Here is an 18,212-nt window from a genome sequence, read left to right as displayed (position 1 = left end):
AACCGCTGTGCTCACCTATCCCCCTGCTTCTGCCCCCACGGGCCCGACCAGATCAATTCTTGTAGATCTGGTCGAAGATGCCGCCTTCGGCGAAGTGCTCCTTCTGCGCCTTGGTCCAACCACCGAAAACGTCGTCGATGGTGAAAAGTTCAACCTTGGCGAAGGATTTCTCGTATTCCTTGGCAATCTCCGGATCGCGCGGACGGTAAGAATTGCGCGCGGCGATTTCTTGGCCTTCCCTGGTATACCAATATTTCAGATAGGCCTCGGCGACCGCCCTGGTGCCCTTCTTGTCCGCGACAGCATCGACGATCGCGAGCGGCGGCTCGGCGAGGATCGACAGCGGCGGCGAGACGATCTCGAACTTGTCCTTGCCGAATTCGCGCTGCGCCAGAAACGCCTCGTTTTCCCAGGCAAGCAGCACGTCGCCGACGCCGCGCTCGACAAAGGTGACGGTCGAGCCGCGTGCACCGGTGTCGAGCACGGGCACGTTCTGATAGAGGTCGGCGACGAACTTCTTGGCCTTGTCGGCGGAGCCGAACTTCTTCTGTGCGTAGCCCCAGGCGGCGAGATAATTCCAGCGCGCGCCGCCCGAGGTCTTCGGGTTCGGCGTGATGACGGCAACGCCCGGCTTGATCAGGTCGTCCCAATCCTTGATGCCCTTGGGATTGCCCTTGCGCACCAGGAAAACGATGGTCGAGGTGTAGGGTGCGGCATTCTGCGGCAGGCGCTTCTGCCAGTCCGGCGCGATCAGGCCTTTGGCCGCGACCGCGTCGACGTCGTAAGCGAGCGCGAGCGTCACCACATCGGCCTGCAGGCCGTCGATCACGGCGCGCGCCTGCGAGCCGGAGCCGCCATGCGACTGCTTGATCTCGACACTCTTGCCGGTCTCCTTCTGATAGGCGGCGGCAAACGCCTTGTTGAAATCGGCATAGAGCTCACGCGTCGGATCATAGGACACGTTGAGCAGGGAGTAATCGGCAGCGAAGGCCGAACCCGCCCACAGCAGACCCGCGACGAGCGGCAGGATACGACGAACCATCTCTATCTCCATTCAAATCGGATGAAGCAACACCGGAGCACGCGGAACATAACTCGCGGCGGAGAGCGCTTTAGTCAACGGAACCGCATTTCATTGTTTGCGGCGTGGCAGCGTCATTGTCCTAAGAAGTCTTCATCGTATGAATGCCGCATTCTGTCTTGGCACGGCCGCGCCAGCGGCCGGCGCGCGCATCCTCGCCGGATGCGATGCGGCTGGTGCAGGGCATGCAGCCGACGGACATGTACCCAGAGGCAATCAGCGGATGCGGCGGCAGCTTGCCGTCCCGGTAGATCGCTTCAATCTCTTCGCGCGTCGCGTTGGCGAAGGGATTGAATTTCAGGCGGACGCCGTCTTCCTCGACCACGGGAATGTCGGCGCGGGCGCCGCCCTGAAAGCGCTTGCGCCCATTGAGCCAGGCCGCGAACGGCGCCAGCGCGCGCGAGAGCGGCTCGACCTTGCGGATGCGGCAGCAGGCGTCGGGATCGGAGAACCAGAGATCGCGCTCGGGATCTTCGCGACCAAGCGTCTCCTCGAGCGGCTTGATCGAGCGAACATCGGTCAGACCAAGCGTGTCGATCAGCGTGTCGCGATAGGCAAGCGTTTCCGCGAACAGCCAGCCTGTATCGAGAAAGATCACGGGGATGGCCGGATCGACATCGGCCATCACCTTCAGCAGCGCCGCCGATTCCGTGCCGAAGGACGAGACCAGAGCAAGGCGCTCGCGGCCGACCGTCTTCAGCGCGGACTCGATGACCTCGAACGGCGCCGCCATGCGCAGGGCGCGATTGAGCTCCAGCGCCGACCGCGCCTCGACCGGCATCTCGGGCGCGAGCGCCTTCATGGGCTGGCGCTTTCGGAATGGCGCAATTGCGTGCGGCGGCTCAGCGCGGTGGCGCGGCCGTCGCCGGTCGGCTGGTAGAACACCGTGTAGCGCTTCACCGTCTCCGCGAAGGCGTCCGCATCGCTTTCCTTCTTCACGTCGAGCGCGTCGAAGCCGGCGCGCAGCATGAACACGAACTGGTCGCGCAGCACCTGGCCGGTGGCGCGCAATTCGCCCTGGAAGCGATAGCGCTCGCGAAGCAGCCGCGCCTGGCTATAGGCACGGCCGTCGCGGAAGGACGGAAACACCAGCGCGACCGCAGCGAGCCGATCGAGATACGGCACGAGATCGTCGAGGTCACGGTTATTGGGCCAGATCACGCCGACCTTGCCCGGCCGCTGCAGCAGCGCCTCGGGATCTTCGAGGAAGCGCGCCGCCGGCACCAGGATCGCGCCCTCGGCTGGAATCTCCGCGCCCTCGGAGACGTGGACGTAGATATCGGTTGCGATTTTTCCGTTCTTAACGAGTGGCATAGACCCGCTCCCTGAAAGGTTCGACGCCAAGCCGCTTGACCGTGTCGATGAAGAGTTCATCGGGGGAATCGCGCAGCGCCAGATAAGCCTCGACGATGTCCTCGACCACGTCGGCGACCTCGGCATACGGCACCGACGGGCCGATCAGCGTGCCGAGCGCGGCACTCTCATCGGCGCGGCCACCGATCGTGATCTGGTAAAATTCCTCGCCGTTCTTCTCGACACCCAGGATGCCGATATGGCCGACATGGTGATGGCCGCAGGCATTGATGCAGCCGGAGATATTGATGTGCAGCCGGCCGATCAGGCCCGCGGTGTCATGATTGGCAAAGCGCCGCGTCAATTCCTGCGCCATCGGGATCGAGCGCGCGTTCGCGAGCGAGCAGTAATCGAGCCCCGGGCAGGCGATGATGTCGGAGACCAGATTCACGTTCGGCGTCGCGAGCCCGACCTTGTCGAGCGCCTTCCACAACGCCGGTAGGTCGCGCTTGGCGACGTGCGGCAGCGCCAGGTTCTGCTCATGGCCGACGCGAATCTCGCCGAAGGAATAGCGATCGGCGAGATCGGCGATCACGTCCATCTGCTCGGCGGTGGCGTCGCCGGGCGGGCCGCCGACCGGCTTCAGCGACAGCGTCACGATCGAATAGCCCTGCGCCTTGTGCGGAAACACCGAATTCTTGCGCCAGCGCTCAAACAGCGGATCATGCGCCGCCTGCTTGAGCTCGTCGGGCATATGCGGCAGCTTCTCGTAGGCGGGATAGCTGAAGCGCGAGCGCACTTCCTCGATCGCGGCATCATCCAGCGTCAGCGCGCTGTCGCGCAATAGCTGCCACTCTTCCTCGACTTCCTTGCCGAACTTCTCGATGCCGAGCTCGTGCACCAGGATCTTGATGCGCGCCTTGTAGATGTTGTCGCGGCGGCCATACTGGTTGTAGACGCGCAGGATCGCCTCGACATAGCTCAGGATGTCGCGGCCGTGCACGAACGGCTTGATGGCCTTGCCGATGAACGGCGTGCGGCCGAGCCCGCCGCCGACCAGCACCTCGAAGCCGGTCTCGCCATCGGCGTTCTTGTGCAGCCGCAGGCCGATGTCGTGGATCTTGATCGCGGCGCGGTCGTGATCGGACGCGGTGATCGCGATCTTGAACTTGCGCGGCAGGAAGGAGAATTCCGGATGCAGCGTCGTATGCTGCCTGAGCAGCTCTGACCAGATGCGGGGATCCTCGACCTCGCCGGGCGCGACGCCCGCCCACTGGTCCGAGGTGACGTTGCGCATGTTGTTGCCGGAAGTCTGCATGGCGTGGATGCCGACTTCGGCAAGATCGGCGAGCGCGTCCGGCAGCTCGGCGAGCTTGATCCAGTTGAACTGGATGTTTTGCCGCGTCGTGAAGTGGCCGTAACCGCGATCGTAGCGGCGCGCGACATGGGCAAGCGCGCGCAGTTGCTTTGACGACAGCGTGCCATAGGGGATCGCGACGCGGAACATATAGGCGTGGAGCTGCAGATACACGCCGTTCTGCAATCGCAGGATCTTGAATTCGTCCTCGGTGAGTTCGCCGGAAAGGCGGCGCTTCACCTGGTCGCGGAATTCTTCGACACGTTCGTGAAGGAGCGTGCGATCGAGTTCGTCATATGCGTACATGAGGGAAAACCTTAAGCCGGAACCGGAAGCTCGATGGTGAGGCCTTCCGACCGGATATGTTCGCGGAGATTGCCGGGCGCAATCTCTCCATTGTCCTTGATTTCGACAGGCGCGATGTAGGAACCGATGGCACCGACATCGTCGGCAACCGCTTCGGCAAGCAGCGCCCGCGCATCGTCGGATGTGCGCACGATCGCGGCATCAGCGAGGCGCGACGACCAGCCATGCTGCGGCGTGCGATAGATCACCACGCCGTCATGAGTGCGGTTGGCAGTCACTACCGAAGGCCCGGTAATTCTGATTTTCTTCTGTTCAAGCGGAGAGGTCATTCGGCAGCTTCCAAAAGTTCCGAGATCACTTGGTTGAGGTTGGCTTGACGCCACGGCGCGGAGTGGGAGACGACGTCGCCGATGACGAGGATGGCGGGGCCGCCATCGATCTTCTCGACCAGCGACGGCAGATGTTCGAGCGTTCCGACCGCAGCCTTGGCATCCGGCCGCGACACCCGCGCGAACACGCCGACCGGCGTTTGCGGCGAGCGACCGGCGGCTAGGAGGCCGGCGCGGATCGTCGGCGCCGCGGTCATGCCCATATAGACGACGACGGTCATCTTCTTGTCTGTTAGCGCCGACCAGTCGACAGTCTCGGCGTCGCGCGCCTTGTGCGCGGTGAGGAAGGTGATGCGCAGCGCCTCATGGCGGAAGGTAAGCGGCGTCTCGAATTGTGCGGCGGCGCCGAGGCCCGCCGTGATGCCGGGGATCACCGAATAGGCGATGCCCGCCTGGCGCAGCGCCTCGATCTCTTCGCCGCCGCGGCCGAAGATGAAGGGATCGCCGCCCTTCAGCCGCACCGCGCGCTGTCCTGATTTCGCAGCCTCGATCATCAGTCCGTTGATCGCGTCCTGGCCGATGCCGGGCTTGCCGACGCGGCGGCCGACCGGAATGCGCGATGCGTCGCGGCGCGCGCGGTCGAGAATCTCCGATGACACCAATTCATCGTAGAACACGACGTCAGCGTCCTGCAGCGCGCGCAGCGCCTTGATAGTGAGGAGATCCGGATCGCCGGGTCCCGCACCGACCAGCGTCACATGGCCCTTGGCCTTGCCGAGTGCGGTCGCGCCGGCAAAGGCGGAGGGATCGGAAATCTGCTGCAGCGCCTTTTCCGCTTCGCCCCTCTTGCCGGCCAGCACCAGCGCGCCGATCGGACCGTCGACAACGCGCTCCCAGAAGCGGCGGCGCAGTGCGAATTCGCCTATGCGCGCGTGTATAGATTTGCGGAATTGGCCGATGAAAGACGCGAGATCGCCGATGCGCGAGGGCAGCACCGCCTCGATCCGCTCGCGCACGCGGCGCGCCACAACAGGCGAAGCGCCGCCGGTGCCGACGGCGACCACGACATCGCCGCGATCAACGATCGCCGGGAAGATGAAGGTGGAATGGTCGAGATCGTCCATCACATTGACGGGCAGGCCGACAGCCTTCGCACGCGCCGCCATCGCAACACCGATATCGCCGGCGCCCGCGCAGAGCACCGCGATGACACCGCTGAGATCGGCAGCAAGTGGATCGCCTGCCGCGAGTTCGATGCGCGTCACATCGATCCCGCTCACATCATGATTGCCGTCGGTCGCAAACCAGCGGACGCGCGCGCCGGCGGCTGCGAGCAGACGCAGCTTCGCACGCACGAGATCGCCGGCGCCGACCAACAGCACCACGCCTGTTTGCAGATCCAGGAACACCGGCAAGAACCGCATGCGCCACTCGCTTCCCCAACTTATGGGTTGACTGGAATTTTATTCTATATATGTGTCGGCAAGCGCCCGCAAAGAGAAATTTATTTCTTCTCTATTGCATCGCAACTATAGAATTTTCGCCTCCAAAGGCCAAGGCACAGAGATGCATCTTCTCGACAACGAATCCGGCACAGCACGGTTGCGCTCATCCGAGCCCCGCGAGGGAATAAAGGCGTCGCGCAAAATCCTCGTCGAAGCACCCGCGACCGTCCCTTCAATGGATCATCTCGACGAGCTCGAAGCGCAAAGCATCTACATTCTGCGCGAGGCGTTCGCCCGGTTGAAGAAGCTCGCGCTGTTGTGGTCGCTCGGCAAGGACTCCAACGTGATGATCTGGCTCGCGCGCAAGGCGTTCTTCGGCCGCGTGCCCTTCCCTGCCTTGCATGTCGATACCGGCAAGAAATTTCCGGAGATGTATGCCTTCCGCAACCAGTACGCGAAGGAATGGGATATCGACCTGCGCGTCGAACCCTGCCCGCCGATCGATAGTGTTGACCCCACGCTGCCGCCTGCGGCGCGCTCTGCTGCGCGCAAGACCGAGGGCTTGAAGCTCGCGCTGGTCAAGCACGGCTTTGACGGATTGATCGCCGGCATCCGCCGCGACGAAGAGGCCACGCGCGCCAAGGAGCGCGTGTTCTCGCCGCGCGGACTCGAGGGCGAATGGGATGTGCGCGACCAGCCGCCGGAATTCTGGGATCACTTCAACGCCTCGCCGCCGCAAGGCGCGCATCTGCGCATCCATCCAATCCTGCATTGGACCGAGGCCGACATCTGGGCCTACACAAGACGCGAGAACATCCCGATCATCCCGCTTTATCTGGCGAAGGACGGCAAGCGCTATCGTTCGCTTGGTGATGCCGACATCACCTTCCCCGTCGCGTCGACCGCGTCTGACATCGATGAGATCCTGGCCGAGCTCGAAGACACCAAGGTGCCGGAACGCGCGGGCCGCGCACTCGATCATGAGACCGAGGATGCGTTCGAGCGGCTGCGTGTCGCCGGCTATCTCTGAGCTCTTGGCAAGTTAAGGCGATCTTCGATGAACATGGTTCTTCCCAGCGCGATTTCGGCGACACCGAACGGCACCACGCGCCCGCAAGTCCGCATCGTCATCGTCGGCCATGTCGATCATGGCAAATCCACCCTCGTCGGCCGCCTCTTGCACGAGACCGGCAGCCTGCCCGATGGCAAGCTCGAAATGCTGAAGGCCGTCAGCGCGCGGCGCGGCATGCCGTTCGAATGGTCGTTCCTCTTGGACGCGCTGCAGACCGAGCGCGACCAGGGCATCACCATCGACACCACGCAGATCCGCTTCCGTACCCGCTCGCGCGACGTGGTGCTGATCGACGCGCCCGGCCACGCCGAGTTCCTCCGCAACATGATCACCGGCGCCTCGCAGGCCGACGGCGCCGTGCTGATCATCGACGCGCTCGAAGGCGTGCGCGACCAGACGCGGCGGCACGGCTATCTCCTGCATTTGCTCGGCATCAAGCAGGTCGCTGTCGTCGTCAACAAGATGGACCGGGTCGATTTTAGCGCCGAGCGCTTCAACGAGATCAGCGACGAGATATCGGCGCACCTGACCGGTCTTGGCGTGAAGCCATCGGCGGTGATTCCGATTTCCGCGCGCGACGGCGACGGCGTTGCCGCGCACACGCCGCGGATCGGCTGGTACAAGGGGCCGAGCGTGGTCGAGGCGCTGGATGCGCTGGAGCCGGCGCGGCCGGCGGAAACATTGCCGCTGCGACTGCCGGTGCAGGCGATCTACAAGTTCGACGACCGCCGCATCATCGCCGGCCGCATCGAATCCGGCAGCCTGAAGGCCGGCGACGAGATCGTGATCATGCCCGCCGGCAAGATCGCGAAGATCAAGACCGTCGAGAGCTGGCCGGTGACGCCGCTTCAGGGACCGCAAACGGCCGGCCGCTCGGTCGGCATCACGCTGGACCGCGAGCTCTTCATCGAGCGCGGCGACGTCATCGGCCATGTCGGCCTGAGCCCGCGCGACACCCGCCGCATCCACGCCCGGATCTTCTGGCTGCACGATAAGCCATTGTCGAAGGGCGACCAGATCCTGATCCGGCTCGGCACGCGCGAGACCCGCGCCAGCGTGGTCGCGATCGACAAGGCAGTCGATCCCGGCGCGCTCTCCAACAAGGAAACCAATTCGATCGCACGCAACCATGTCGGCGAGATCGACATCTCGCTGGCGCAGCCGATTGCTGCCGATCCCTATCATGAAAGCCCGCGCACCGGGCGGCTGGTGATCGAGGTGAACGGCCGGATCGCCGGTGGCGGCCTCGTGCTGTCGGTCGATGCCGGCCAGCGCGCCGTGCCCGTCGACATCGTGCCGGTGGAATCCGCGTTGCGCGCCGACGAGCGTGCGGCCCGCTATCGTCATGGCGGCGCCGTGCTCTGGTTCACGGGGCTGCCCGGCTCCGGCAAATCGACATTGGCGCTTGCGCTGGAGCGGCGGCTGTTCACGAATGGCGGCTCGCCGATCCTGCTCGATGGCGACACCTTGCGTGCCGGCCTCAACAGCGACCTTGGCTTCTCGCACGCGGATCGCAGCGAAAACATCCGCCGCCTCGCGGAGGTCGCGACGCATCTGGCGCGCAACGGCCATATCGCGATCGTCGCCGCGGTCTCGCCCGCCGCATCCGACCGCGCCGCCGCGCGCCGCATCGCCGACAGCGCGTTCCGCGAGATCTATGTCGCGACGCCCGCGGAAATCTGCGAAAGCCGCGATCCCAAGGGCCACTACGCCAAGGCCCGCGCGGGCGGCCTGCCCTCCTTCACCGGCATCACCAATGATTACGAGCCGCCGGCGGGTAACGAACTGACCATCGATACGTCGAGCCGGACAGTCGCTGACGCAGTAGACGAAATCGAACGGATGCTGGCCCAAACCGGCATCCTGTTCGAGGAAGTCGCCGACCTCGCGGCGAATATTTAGAGAACAACTCCCTCCGTCATCGCCCGGCTTGACCGGGCGATCCAGTATTTCGGAGATGATCGTAGTTGAACCGAGAAGCCGCGGCGTACTGGATGCCCCGCCTCCGCGGGGCATGACGGTTGCGGGTAATATGGCCACCCGGGGGGCCTTCTCATGGCCGTGGCTTTAGCGCTAAAAGGGCGCTGAACCGCCCGCCTTTTGGCGCGTTTTTTGCTGTTTTCGTCCCGAAAACAGTCCGTAAACGCCATTTCTCTTGGAAAGCCCAACATGACGCGTGTCGAAGCCCACGGATTGAAGATCGCCCCTGTCCTGTTCGATTTCATCGCCAAGGAAGCGACCCCCAACACCGGGATCGCGCCCGACGCCTTCTGGGCGGGGCTCGCCGCCATCATCGCAAAACTGGGGCCGAAAAACCGCGAGCTGCTCGCCTTCCGCGACACGCTGCAGGCCAAGATCGACGATTGGCACCGCGCCAACAAGGGCAAGAAGTTCGACATCAACGCCTATACCGCTTTCCTGAAGGAAATCGGCTATCTCCTCCCGGAGCCGCCGACCAGGCAGGTCGAGACCGCCAATGTCGACGAAGAAATCGGCAAGATCTGCGGTCCTCAGCTCGTGGTGCCCCTGACCAATGCGCGCTATGCGCTGAATGCGGCGAATGCGCGTTGGGGCAGCCTCTATGACGCCTTCTACGGCACCGACGCGATCCCGCATGACCCGAGCGAGAGTGGCAAGGGCTACAACAAAGCGCGCGGCGACAAGGTGATCGCGAAGGCCAAGGCGCTGCTGGATTCGGCCGCGCCGCTCGCGACCGGAAGCCACACTGATGTGACCTCCTACAGCGTCAGCGGCGGCAAGCTCGCGGTGAAGCTCAAGAACGGCAACACCACCGCACTGAAATCGGCCACGCAATTCGCGGGTTATCAGGGCGATGCCGCCGCGCCAAGCGCCGTGCTGCTCGTCAACAACGGCCTGCACATCGACGTGACGATCAACCGCAATCATCCGATCGGCAAGGACGATCCGGCAGGGGTCGCCGACATGATCCTGGAGGCGGCGGTCTCCACCATCCTCGATATGGAAGACAGCGTCGCGGCCGTCGACGCCGAGGACAAGGTGCTGGTCTATCGCAATACGCTTGGTCTCATGGCCGGCACGCTGTCGGCTGATTTCGAGAAGGGCGGCAAGAGCCTGACGCGCTCGCTCAATGCCGACCGCATCTACAAGACGCCCGACGGCAAGGATCTGACGCTGCACGGCCGCAGCCTGCTTCTGATGCGCAATGTCGGCCATCACATGTTCACCGACGCCGTGCTCGATGCGAAGGGCGAGGAAATCCCGGAAGGGATCCTTGATGCCGCGGTGTCCGGCCTGCTCGGGATCCATGATCTCAAGGGCAAGTCGAAGGTGAAGAACAGCCGCACCGGCTCGGTCTACATCGTCAAGCCGAAGATGCACGGCCCCGATGAAGTCGCGTTGACCTGTGAGTTGTTCGGCGAGGTCGAGAAATTGCTCTCGCTGCCGGAGAACACGCTCAAGGTCGGCATCATGGACGAGGAGCGCCGCACCACGGTCAACCTCAAGGCCAGCATCCAGAATGCGGGCAAGCGCGTGATGTTCATCAACACCGGCTTCCTCGACCGCACCGGCGACGAGATTCACACCTCGATGGAAGCGGGTCCGATGATCCGCAAGAACGACATGAAGGCGCAACCCTGGATCAAGGCCTATGAGGACTGGAATGTCGACATCGGCCTGATCGACGGCCTGCCCGGCCATGCGCAGATCGGCAAGGGCATGTGGGCGGCGCCCGACAAGATGGCCGACATGCTGGCGCAGAAGATCGGCCATCCGCAGGCCGGCGCCACCACCGCCTGGGTGCCGTCGCCGACCGCTGCGACGCTGCACGCGCTGCACTATCACCAGGTCAACGTGATCGCGCGCCAGCAGGAGCTGGCCAAGGGTGGGCCGCGCGCGAAACTCTCCGACATCCTCACCATTCCGGTGTCGCAGTCGAACTGGGCGCCCGATGACGTGAAGCAGGAGATCGACAACAACTGCCAGGGCATCCTGGGCTATGTCGTGCGCTGGATCGACCAGGGCGTCGGCTGCTCCAAGGTGCCTGACATTCACGACGTCGGCCTGATGGAAGACCGCGCCACCCTGCGCATCTCGAGCCAGCATCTGGCGAACTGGCTGCACCAGGGCGTCGTCACCAGGGACCAGGTGATGGAGTCGCTGAAGCGCATGGCTATCGTCGTCGATGGCCAGAACAAGGGCGATCCGCTCTACAAGCCGATGGCGCCGTCCTTCGACGGTGTCGCCTTCAAGGCGGCCTGCGACTTGATCTTCAAGGGCCGCGAGCAGCCGAACGGCTACACCGAGTTCATTCTCACCGCCCGCCGTCGCGAAGCGAAGGCCGCCGGCTGATCTGGCACATCGCCGTTGCCCGGGTGGAGCTAAAGCGCAACCCGGGACCACCATCCCCGGATTACGCTTCGCTTCATCCGGGCTACAGAGCATGACGCCGCGTGGTTGGAACCCGTGCGGCGTCAATCCGTTTCAACGCCATCTCAACTGAAGCATCGGAGAGATGGCAATGGATTGGAACCGGATCGAGGGCAACTGGAAGCAGTTCAAGGGCGCCGCCAAGGAGAAATGGGGCAAGCTCACCGATGACGATCTTAACGTGATCGAAGGCCGCCGCGAGCAGCTCGAAGGCAAGCTGCAGCAACGCTACGGCTTCGCCAAGGACCAGATCCGCAAGGATGTGGACGACTGGTTCCGAAGCCTGCGATAGGCTCTTGCAGCAAAAGCCGCGGCCGACGCCGGGGCTTTTGCTTGGTGTGTTGTCAGAACACCGCGATGGATTTCAGATGTATTTCAAGAGCGAGATCACGCCGAGGATGATCACGACGACACGCGCGATCTGCTTGGCGCGTGCGTCGAGCGGCAGCAGGTTGATCAGGTAAAGGACGAGGACAACGACCAGAAACGTGATGAGTATGCTGATGAGCATGCGGCCCCCGGGGACGTCATGAATGGCGTGTTAGCACTTTCTTAACTGCCGGAAGCCCGCGAGGTTCCTGACGGGGAACTTGCCCACTTGCGAAAAGCTCGGTCATTTCAGCGCGCTCCGTAAATATACGGCAATAGCGTTTCCGGAAATTTTTACCCTTATTGTTCCAAATGGCGACAGCTTTGGGGGAGCCACATGCTGAATCGCCTTTCTGTATCCGCGTTGCTGAAGATCGTTATCCTGAGCACTGCATTCTGCATCGTCGTCGGTTTCTCGCTGAATGCGTGGGATAGCTGGGGCCGGCTGCAGGCGGCGGGCCGGATTTCGACGATTGCCGACGTCTCGGCCGACCTTTTCAAGGCGATGCACAGCCTGCGAACCGATCGTTCGTCCACCAACCGCCTTCTGACCGGCGGGTCTCCGATGGACGGCGGGATCGAGAAGTACCTTCGCGACCTCCGCGATGCCGAAATGCTGGCGATGGCGAACGGGCTCGCCCGGCTCAAGACCATGGACTTCGCCCAGCAGAAGACCTTAGTGGCGGAGTTCGAACGGCTGTTCTCGCTGCTGACGGCCGAGCAGACGGAATTCTGGCAGGAGATGGCCAAGCCGAAGGAAGCGCGTCGCGCCGACCTGGCGAAGGAGTATCAGGCAACGACGCAGGCCTTGCTCGACGTGCTCAATAAATTGTCGGGAACGCTTGCCGCCGACGTCAATCACCAGGATGCGGTGATCGACCAATTGCTCAACATCAAGCAGACTGCCTGGCTGCTGCGCAACACCGCCGGCGAAGCCTCCGCGCTGGTGTCAGACGGACTCGGTGCAGGCCGTATCACGCCGGAAATCCACCAAAGCTACACCAAATTCGTCGGCGGCATCGATGCCGCCTGGAAGGCGCTCGAGGTGGCAACCTCAGGCATGCAATTGCCGCCGAAGCTCGCGGCTGCGATTCCCGCCTCCAAGACCGCCTATTTCGATCCTGATTATCAAAGGCTGCGCGACCGGCTGATGGCGGCGCTTGCCAATGGCGGGAAGCCGGAGATGGCCGCGAACCAGTGGAGCCCGGTCACCGTCGGCCGGATGGGGACGGCCGTGGCGGTCGCGGAAGCAGCGCTCGATGCGGCGAAGGATCACGCCGCCGCCCAATACGCCCTGGCGCAGCGCTCGCTGATCACACAGCTTGCGCTGCTCGCCGGCGCGATCGCGGTCACCGTCGGCGCCATGATCGCAATCGGCCGCCGCGTCATCACGCCGCTGCACAACATCCGCGATGCCATGCTGAAAGTCGCCTCCGGCGACCTCAATGTCGATAGCGGCTATGCCGGGCGCAAGGACGAGATCGGCGCGCTTGCCGGTGCGCTTGAAACCTTCAGGCAGCAGGCCAAGGACAAGCTCCGCATCGAAGCGCAGGAGCGCGAGCGCAATGCCGGCGCAGCCGCCCGCCAGCAGACGATCGAGAACCATGTCGGCGAGTTCGAGCATCTGGTGCGCCAGACGCTCGAACATCTCGGCGACGCCTCCGGCAAGATGCGGGCGACGTCCGCCAACCTTTCCGCCGTGTCGCGCCAGACCAATGAACGGGTCGAGATCGCCGAAAAGGCGTCCGGCGAGGCGTCGATGAGCGTGGAGACGGTCGCAGCGGCTTCCGAGGAATTGAGCGCCTCGATCAACGACATCAGCCAGCAGGCGGCGCATGCGGCCGGTATCGCCAGCCGCGCGGTCAACCAGGCCCGCAACACCGACGGCACCGTGCAGGGACTTGCGAAATCCGCCGGCCGCATCGGCGAGGTGATCGGCCTCATCAACACCATCGCGGCGCAGACCAACCTGCTCGCGCTGAATGCCACCATCGAGGCCGCCCGCGCCGGCGAGGCCGGACGCGGCTTCGCCGTGGTCGCCTCCGAGGTCAAGTCGCTGGCGAGCCAGACCGCAAAGGCGACGGAGGAGATTTCCGAGCAGATCGCCGACATCCAGAAGGTCGCCGGCGAAGCCATCGACGCCATCAAGGGCATCGGCAGCATCATCGGCGAAGTCAATGAAGTCGCGACCGCGATTGCCGCCGCCGTCCAGGAGCAGGGCGCCGCGACCCAGGAGATCACACGCAGCACGCAGTTTGCCGCCCAGGGCACCAAGAACGTGTCCGAGAACATCACCGGCGTGAAGGCCGATGCGGACACCGCGGCGGCCGCCGCTGCGGACGTTCGCGTCGCCTCGGAGACGCTGGAGACCCAAAGCCGTGGGCTCGGCGACCAAGTCACCGATTTCCTCGGCAAGATCCGCGCCGCCTAGCCCCTATTCACCACTCACTCCCGCGCCACCACCGGCACGCGCCCATATTTGGCGCGGATGCGGTCGGGCGCGGGCGAGAGCTGCAGCGAGGCACCGCGCTTGTCGGGGCGGCCGGCGACCATCAGGCCGTTTTCGCTGGCGACGATGTCCCCCTTCCGCAGGGTGGGATCATCCTCGATTTTGACCTGCGCCAGCCCGCCGGGATCCTTGCCGTTGCAGGTGCAACCCGCCACGATCTCGTTTCGGTAACGGAACGCGTTCGGCAGTTCCGAATACGCCGTTCCGTCCTCCGTCTCGGCGTTGTCGATGCTGCCGCCATAGACCAGCTTGGTCTCGCTCGCCGGACAGAAATTATTGCAGCTCTGCGCGCGACTGGCATTGTCGGAGACCGGCAGCGGGAAGTAACGACCATCACAGGTACGCACGCAGAACGCCTGACCCCCGCCGCTATAAGCGCGATCATAGCTGCGGTCATAGGCGCGCGGCCGCCAAATCCGTTGCTGCACGGCGGGCGGGCCGTCGTCGAACGGCGGTCGGATCATCGGAGGCCGGCCGAAGCCGCCGAACAGGAGCGAGATGAAATCCTGGGCCTGCGCCGCGGGCGCGGCGACGGCAAGGACGAGCGCCGTCGCGCCGAATATCCATCGCCAATGCGAGATCGGGGCCATTTTCGCCTCAATTCACCGACGACACGTTCAGTCGTATCGCCTGCTGGCCCGACGGCAGCGTGGTCGCCGCGGCTTGCGGACGCGGCGGCGCCGGGCGCACGCTGATCGTGGTCCTGGTATCCGAACCGCGGGCGAGCACTGGCGCATTCTTCGGCAGCACCACGACCTTGGTGCCGACATTGACGCGGCCAAACAGATCGGTGACGTCCTCATTGGTCATCCGGATGCAGCCGGAGGAGACGAACTTGCCGATGGTCGAGGGATCGTTGGTGCCGTGGATGCGGTATTCGCTCGATCCCAGATACATCGCACGCGCGCCCAGCGGATTGCCGGGACCCCCGGCGATGAACCGCGGCAGATAGGGCTGGCGCCTGATCATCTCGGCGGGCGGATACCAGTCCGGCCATTCCGCCTTGCGGCTGATGGTCTGCACGCCTGACCAAGTGAAGCCTTCGCGGCCGACGCCGACGCCGTAGCGGATCGCGCGGCCCTGCCCGAGCACATAGTACAGCGCGGTGTTGCCGGTATCGATGATGACCGTGCCTGCCGCTTCGCTGCTCGCAAACGGCACCACCGCACGGCGCAACCGCTCCGGCAGCACGCCGGCCTCCGCGTCCCTCGCTTCGGGCGTCAACGCCTCATCGGACGGAAAGGCGCTCTGCCGGATGGGGGCGTAGCCCAGCGACTGAGCACCTGCCGAGGTCGAGAGAGCGATTGGCGTCGCCAGCAGGCTGGCGGCGAAGACAAGCGCGTTTGCCGCGCGCGACGATCGGCGGAATAGAGCGGATGACGGTGTCATGTGCTGCCCCATTGGATACGCATCACGCTGATGCTCTGCCCCAACCAAACGCGCGCCATCGCTTCGCGGTTCCGGCTCCGCCGTGGCAGAGTCGCATCAGTCAAGAACACAACCGCTCACGATCGCGCGATGGAACCTGGCGGCCGGCCTGGAGTTGGCCCTCCAAGAATTTCCGGTCGTGGCACGCACACACCGCGCGTCGCCTTGACATGCGCCCGTGGCGGGAGAGAACCAGCGTGCGTGTCCTTCCCAGTGAGCGTCTCCTGTCCAATGGCGCCGAAGGCACGCCCGCCCCCGATGGCCACGCCGAGCTGCCGCCGGTCATCCGCCGCACCGAGCTCGTCGCCCTGTCGCTGGTCGGGCTCCTGGTTATCGCCATCGTCGCGGCGCTCTATCTGGCCAAGGCCTTCTTCCTGCCGATCACGATGGCCTTCATCGTCGGCACCATGCTGTCGCCGGCGGCAAGCTTCCTCGAGCGCTACCGCGTGCCCCGCGCGGTCGCCGCAGTGCTGATCGTGGCCGCCGTCAGCGCTGCCGCCACCTTCATTATCGGATTGATTTCCGCTCCGGCGATCGAGTGGAGCGCCCGGTTGCCGGAGCTCGCAGCGGCGCTGAAAGAAAAGATGCACATCTTCGACCGGCCGCTCGCGCTGTGGCAGCAATTGCAGAGCATGATCGGCGGCTCCGAGACGCTTGCCCCGTTGCAATTGCCGAAGTTCGAATGGGTGCAGCCGACGGTGGAATTCCTGTCGCCGACCTTTGCCGAATTCCTGCTGTTCATCGCCACCCTGATCCTGTTCATCGCAAGCTGGAAGGATCTGCGGCGGGGGCTCGTTATGGCCTTCGGCGATCGCGATTGGCGGCTCCGCACCCTGCGCATCCTCAACGAGATCGAGGGACATCTCGGCAACTACCTGCTCATGGTGACCATGATCAATATCGGCGTCGGGATCGGGACCGGGCTGATCTGTGCCGTCACTGGCATGCCCAACCCGGCGGGCCTTGGCGCGCTCGCCGCCACGCTGAACTTCATCCCGATCATCGGGCCGGTCGCGATGTTCGTGGTGCTGGTTCTGGTCGGTCTCGTCAGCTTCTCGACCATCAGCGCCGGATTGATCGCGCCGGCCTGCTTTGCGGTGCTGACCTTCCTCGAGGGGCATTTCATCACCCCGACCATCATCGGCCGAAGACTTGCCCTGAATGCGCTCGCCATTTTCATCGCACTGGCGTTCTGGACCTGGCTGTGGGGCCCGATGGGCGCCTTCCTGGCCTCCCCACTCCTGATCGTCGCGCTGATCCTCAAGGAGCATCTGATGCCGGTCAATTCGCCGCATCTGCCGGAGGCGTGAACCGGATTTCGGCTCGGGAACTTAGTTCCCGACGCGGCGTTCTGCCAAGAACAACATTGGTGAAGCAACATTGGTTCGGGAGCTGTTCGATGTCGGTGACAAGCGATTTCGGATTGAAGAACATGACAGACAAAGCAACCTATGAACGCCTGCAGAAGGATGTCGCCACCGTGAAGGACGACATCGCCGCGCTGACCGACCAGATCACCGAGGTGCTCAACTCGTTCGCCGGCAGCGCGCGAAAGCAAGCACGCCGCGGCTACGACCAGGCGCGCGACCGCGCCGAAACCGCCGTCGACGACATGTCGGAGCGCGGCAGCGCGATGATGGACGCCGCGCAGGACGCGTACTCCTCGATCGAGGAAACGCTGGAGGACGCCATCACCCAGCGCCCGCTGGCGACCGTCGGCATTGCGCTCGGCCTCGGCTTCCTGATCGGCATGGCCTGGCGAAGGTAGCGGCGGACACGTCCCCATGCTGCAGCGACTGGTCAGTGACGTCAGGGAGCAGGCGGGCAATGCCATGCGGCTGACGTCGCTTGCGGTCGTGATCGCCGCAACCGCGCTCATTGCGCTCGGCTTCCTGTGTGCGGCGTTCTTCGTCTGGGTGCACCAGACCAATGGGCCGATTTGGGCATGTCTTGCCTGCGCCGCGCTTTTCGTGGTGGTCGCGGTGATCGCCGCCGCCCTCTACGTCGCACGGAAGCGGCAGATGCGACTGCGCGCCGAGGAGATGGCCCGGGCGGCACGCCAATCCCTCCTCACCAACCCGGCGGTGCTAGCAACCGGCCTGCAGCTCGTCCGCGCCATCGGCGTGAAACGGCTGGTCCCGATCCTGGCGATCGGCGGGCTGGCGCTGGGGCTGATGGCCAGCCGGAGCGCGGCGAGCGATCCACCGCCACCGGACAAGTGACAGCCCTGCCGTCGTCGTCCCGAAAGCGGACGATCCAGGCTGTAGGGGGGCAAAGGCGCACTTGCGCCCTGCCCACCATCCAGCGCCGCGCTCGCAATGGTGGGCACGCTTCGCTTTGCCCACCCTACGGCATCGCCGCAAATCATGATTCAATTTTCAAACAGCGGTCCCGTAGGATGGGTAGAGCGAAGCGAAACCCATCAGCTTTGCGAGCACGCTGCGCGAATGATGGGTTTCGCTGCGCTCTACCCATCCTACGTCTGATTCAAACAGCGGATGCGCGTTCGCATTCTCGCGGCGCATTGCGCCCGAGCTTTGCTTCACTTTCCACCCTCCTCGATAGCAGAGGGCGCAGGGAAAGCCGGGTGCCGGTTGCACCCATGGGTCCCGT

At 64.3% G+C, this 18,212-nt stretch carries 18 protein-coding genes; 8 read left to right on the top strand and 10 right to left on the bottom strand.

What is annotated here, in order from left to right:
- Positions 1-52: 52 nt before the first annotated feature.
- From OZ411_RS07460 to cysG, 6 genes are all read right to left on the bottom strand, one after another.
- Positions 53-1,042 carry a sulfate ABC transporter substrate-binding protein gene (locus tag OZ411_RS07460; RefSeq protein WP_282527417.1) on the bottom strand — a complete coding sequence of 330 codons (990 nt, stop codon included), beginning with the start codon at positions 1,040-1,042 and terminating at the stop codon, positions 53-55.
- Positions 1,043-1,163: 121 nt separating this feature from the next.
- Complete coding sequence (locus OZ411_RS07455; RefSeq protein ID WP_282527416.1) at positions 1,164-1,883, bottom strand: phosphoadenylyl-sulfate reductase; 720 nt, start codon at positions 1,881-1,883, stop codon at positions 1,164-1,166.
- The gene (locus OZ411_RS07450; protein ID WP_282527415.1) at positions 1,880-2,395 is read right to left on the bottom strand and encodes a DUF934 domain-containing protein; all 516 of its coding nucleotides are present in this window, start codon (positions 2,393-2,395) and stop codon (positions 1,880-1,882) included. Before OZ411_RS07450 ends, OZ411_RS07455 begins: the two co-directional genes overlap by 4 nt.
- Positions 2,382-4,037, bottom strand: coding sequence for a nitrite/sulfite reductase (locus OZ411_RS07445; RefSeq protein WP_282527414.1), 1,656 nt, complete (start codon positions 4,035-4,037; stop codon positions 2,382-2,384). The genes OZ411_RS07450 and OZ411_RS07445 overlap by 14 nt, the downstream gene beginning before the upstream one ends.
- A gap of 11 nt (positions 4,038-4,048) precedes the next feature.
- Positions 4,049-4,366, bottom strand: coding sequence for a DUF2849 domain-containing protein (locus tag OZ411_RS07440; protein ID WP_130579440.1), 318 nt, complete (start codon positions 4,364-4,366; stop codon positions 4,049-4,051).
- Complete coding sequence (gene cysG, locus OZ411_RS07435) at positions 4,363-5,790, bottom strand: siroheme synthase CysG (protein WP_282527413.1); 1,428 nt, start codon at positions 5,788-5,790, stop codon at positions 4,363-4,365. The genes OZ411_RS07440 and cysG overlap by 4 nt, the downstream gene beginning before the upstream one ends.
- Positions 5,791-6,046: 256 nt before the next feature.
- Between cysG and cysD the strand changes: the two genes are divergently transcribed.
- The 4 genes from cysD (at position 6,047) to OZ411_RS07415 (ending at position 11,585) form a co-directional block, all read left to right on the top strand.
- Positions 6,047-6,841, top strand: a complete 795-nt coding sequence (gene cysD, locus OZ411_RS07430) for a sulfate adenylyltransferase subunit CysD (RefSeq protein ID WP_282527412.1) — start codon at positions 6,047-6,049, stop codon at positions 6,839-6,841.
- Positions 6,842-6,868: 27 nt separating this feature from the next.
- Positions 6,869-8,785 carry an adenylyl-sulfate kinase gene (gene cysC, locus OZ411_RS07425; protein ID WP_282527411.1) on the top strand — a complete coding sequence of 639 codons (1,917 nt, stop codon included), beginning with the start codon at positions 6,869-6,871 and terminating at the stop codon, positions 8,783-8,785.
- Positions 8,786-9,052: 267 nt separating this feature from the next.
- Entirely contained in the window at positions 9,053-11,215 is a 2,163-nt protein-coding gene (locus OZ411_RS07420) for a malate synthase G (RefSeq protein ID WP_282527410.1), read from the top strand.
- 169 nt (positions 11,216-11,384) lie between these two features.
- Positions 11,385-11,585 carry a CsbD family protein gene (locus OZ411_RS07415; RefSeq protein ID WP_165421142.1) on the top strand — a complete coding sequence of 67 codons (201 nt, stop codon included), beginning with the start codon at positions 11,385-11,387 and terminating at the stop codon, positions 11,583-11,585.
- A 72-nt stretch (positions 11,586-11,657) separates the two neighbouring features.
- Here OZ411_RS07415 and OZ411_RS07410 read toward each other — a convergent pair whose 3' ends face one another.
- A complete protein-coding gene (locus tag OZ411_RS07410; protein ID WP_282527409.1) occupies positions 11,658-11,804 on the bottom strand; it encodes a Thivi_2564 family membrane protein in 147 nt (48 codons plus the stop codon).
- Positions 11,805-11,999: 195 nt separating this feature from the next.
- Here OZ411_RS07410 and OZ411_RS07405 point away from each other — a divergent pair, with 195 nt between their 5' ends.
- Entirely contained in the window at positions 12,000-14,093 is a 2,094-nt protein-coding gene (locus OZ411_RS07405; protein ID WP_282527408.1) for a methyl-accepting chemotaxis protein, read from the top strand.
- Between the two features lie 14 nt (positions 14,094-14,107).
- Here the strand turns inward: OZ411_RS07405 and OZ411_RS07400 are convergent, their stop codons facing one another.
- Positions 14,108-14,761: a DUF2865 domain-containing protein gene (locus OZ411_RS07400; protein WP_282527407.1), complete on the bottom strand. Its 654-nt coding sequence runs from the start codon at positions 14,759-14,761 to the stop codon at positions 14,108-14,110.
- A 7-nt stretch (positions 14,762-14,768) separates the two neighbouring features.
- Positions 14,769-15,560: a L,D-transpeptidase gene (locus OZ411_RS07395; protein ID WP_282527406.1), complete on the bottom strand. Its 792-nt coding sequence runs from the start codon at positions 15,558-15,560 to the stop codon at positions 14,769-14,771.
- A gap of 236 nt (positions 15,561-15,796) precedes the next feature.
- Here OZ411_RS07395 and OZ411_RS07390 point away from each other — a divergent pair, with 236 nt between their 5' ends.
- The 3 genes from OZ411_RS07390 (at position 15,797) to OZ411_RS07380 (ending at position 17,821) form a co-directional block, all read left to right on the top strand.
- Positions 15,797-16,909: an AI-2E family transporter gene (locus OZ411_RS07390; RefSeq protein ID WP_282527405.1), complete on the top strand. Its 1,113-nt coding sequence runs from the start codon at positions 15,797-15,799 to the stop codon at positions 16,907-16,909.
- Between the two features lie 89 nt (positions 16,910-16,998).
- Entirely contained in the window at positions 16,999-17,367 is a 369-nt protein-coding gene (locus OZ411_RS07385; RefSeq protein ID WP_282527404.1) for a DUF883 family protein, read from the top strand.
- 16 nt (positions 17,368-17,383) lie between these two features.
- A complete protein-coding gene (locus OZ411_RS07380) occupies positions 17,384-17,821 on the top strand; it encodes a phage holin family protein (protein ID WP_282527403.1) in 438 nt (145 codons plus the stop codon).
- A gap of 156 nt (positions 17,822-17,977) precedes the next feature.
- Here the strand turns inward: OZ411_RS07380 and OZ411_RS07375 are convergent.
- A partial coding sequence (locus tag OZ411_RS07375) for a hypothetical protein (RefSeq protein ID WP_282527402.1) occupies positions 17,978-18,212 on the bottom strand: 235 nt, incomplete at its 5' end.

Source organism: Bradyrhizobium sp. Arg237L (assembly GCF_029990105.1).
Lineage (GTDB): Bacteria > Pseudomonadota > Alphaproteobacteria > Rhizobiales > Xanthobacteraceae > Bradyrhizobium.
The sequence above is the reverse complement of the archived record's forward strand: the minus strand, read 5'-3'. Positions and strand labels throughout refer to the sequence as shown.

Bases quoted from the DNA above. Each gene is read 5' to 3' on its own strand.
- cysC (WP_282527411.1), top strand. From the start codon at position 6,869: ATGAACATGGTTCTTCCCAGCGCGATTTCGGCGACACCGAACGGCACC.
- OZ411_RS07400 (WP_282527407.1), bottom strand. From the start codon at position 14,761: ATGGCCCCGATCTCGCATTGGCGATGGATATTCGGCGCGACGGCGCTC.
- OZ411_RS07445 (WP_282527414.1), bottom strand. From the start codon at position 4,037: ATGTACGCATATGACGAACTCGATCGCACGCTCCTTCACGAACGTGTC.
- OZ411_RS07455 (WP_282527416.1), bottom strand. From the start codon at position 1,883: ATGAAGGCGCTCGCGCCCGAGATGCCGGTCGAGGCGCGGTCGGCGCTG.
- OZ411_RS07420 (WP_282527410.1), top strand. From the start codon at position 9,053: ATGACGCGTGTCGAAGCCCACGGATTGAAGATCGCCCCTGTCCTGTTC.
- OZ411_RS07380 (WP_282527403.1), top strand. From the start codon at position 17,384: ATGCTGCAGCGACTGGTCAGTGACGTCAGGGAGCAGGCGGGCAATGCC.
- cysD (WP_282527412.1), top strand. From the start codon at position 6,047: ATGGATCATCTCGACGAGCTCGAAGCGCAAAGCATCTACATTCTGCGC.
- OZ411_RS07395 (WP_282527406.1), bottom strand. From the start codon at position 15,560: ATGACACCGTCATCCGCTCTATTCCGCCGATCGTCGCGCGCGGCAAAC.
- cysG (WP_282527413.1), bottom strand. From the start codon at position 5,790: ATGCGGTTCTTGCCGGTGTTCCTGGATCTGCAAACAGGCGTGGTGCTG.
- OZ411_RS07385 (WP_282527404.1), top strand. From the start codon at position 16,999: ATGTCGGTGACAAGCGATTTCGGATTGAAGAACATGACAGACAAAGCA.
- OZ411_RS07440 (WP_130579440.1), bottom strand. From the start codon at position 4,366: ATGACCTCTCCGCTTGAACAGAAGAAAATCAGAATTACCGGGCCTTCG.
- OZ411_RS07460 (WP_282527417.1), bottom strand. From the start codon at position 1,042: ATGGTTCGTCGTATCCTGCCGCTCGTCGCGGGTCTGCTGTGGGCGGGT.
- OZ411_RS07450 (WP_282527415.1), bottom strand. From the start codon at position 2,395: ATGCCACTCGTTAAGAACGGAAAAATCGCAACCGATATCTACGTCCAC.
- OZ411_RS07415 (WP_165421142.1), top strand. From the start codon at position 11,385: ATGGATTGGAACCGGATCGAGGGCAACTGGAAGCAGTTCAAGGGCGCC.
- OZ411_RS07405 (WP_282527408.1), top strand. From the start codon at position 12,000: ATGCTGAATCGCCTTTCTGTATCCGCGTTGCTGAAGATCGTTATCCTG.
- OZ411_RS07410 (WP_282527409.1), bottom strand. From the start codon at position 11,804: ATGCTCATCAGCATACTCATCACGTTTCTGGTCGTTGTCCTCGTCCTT.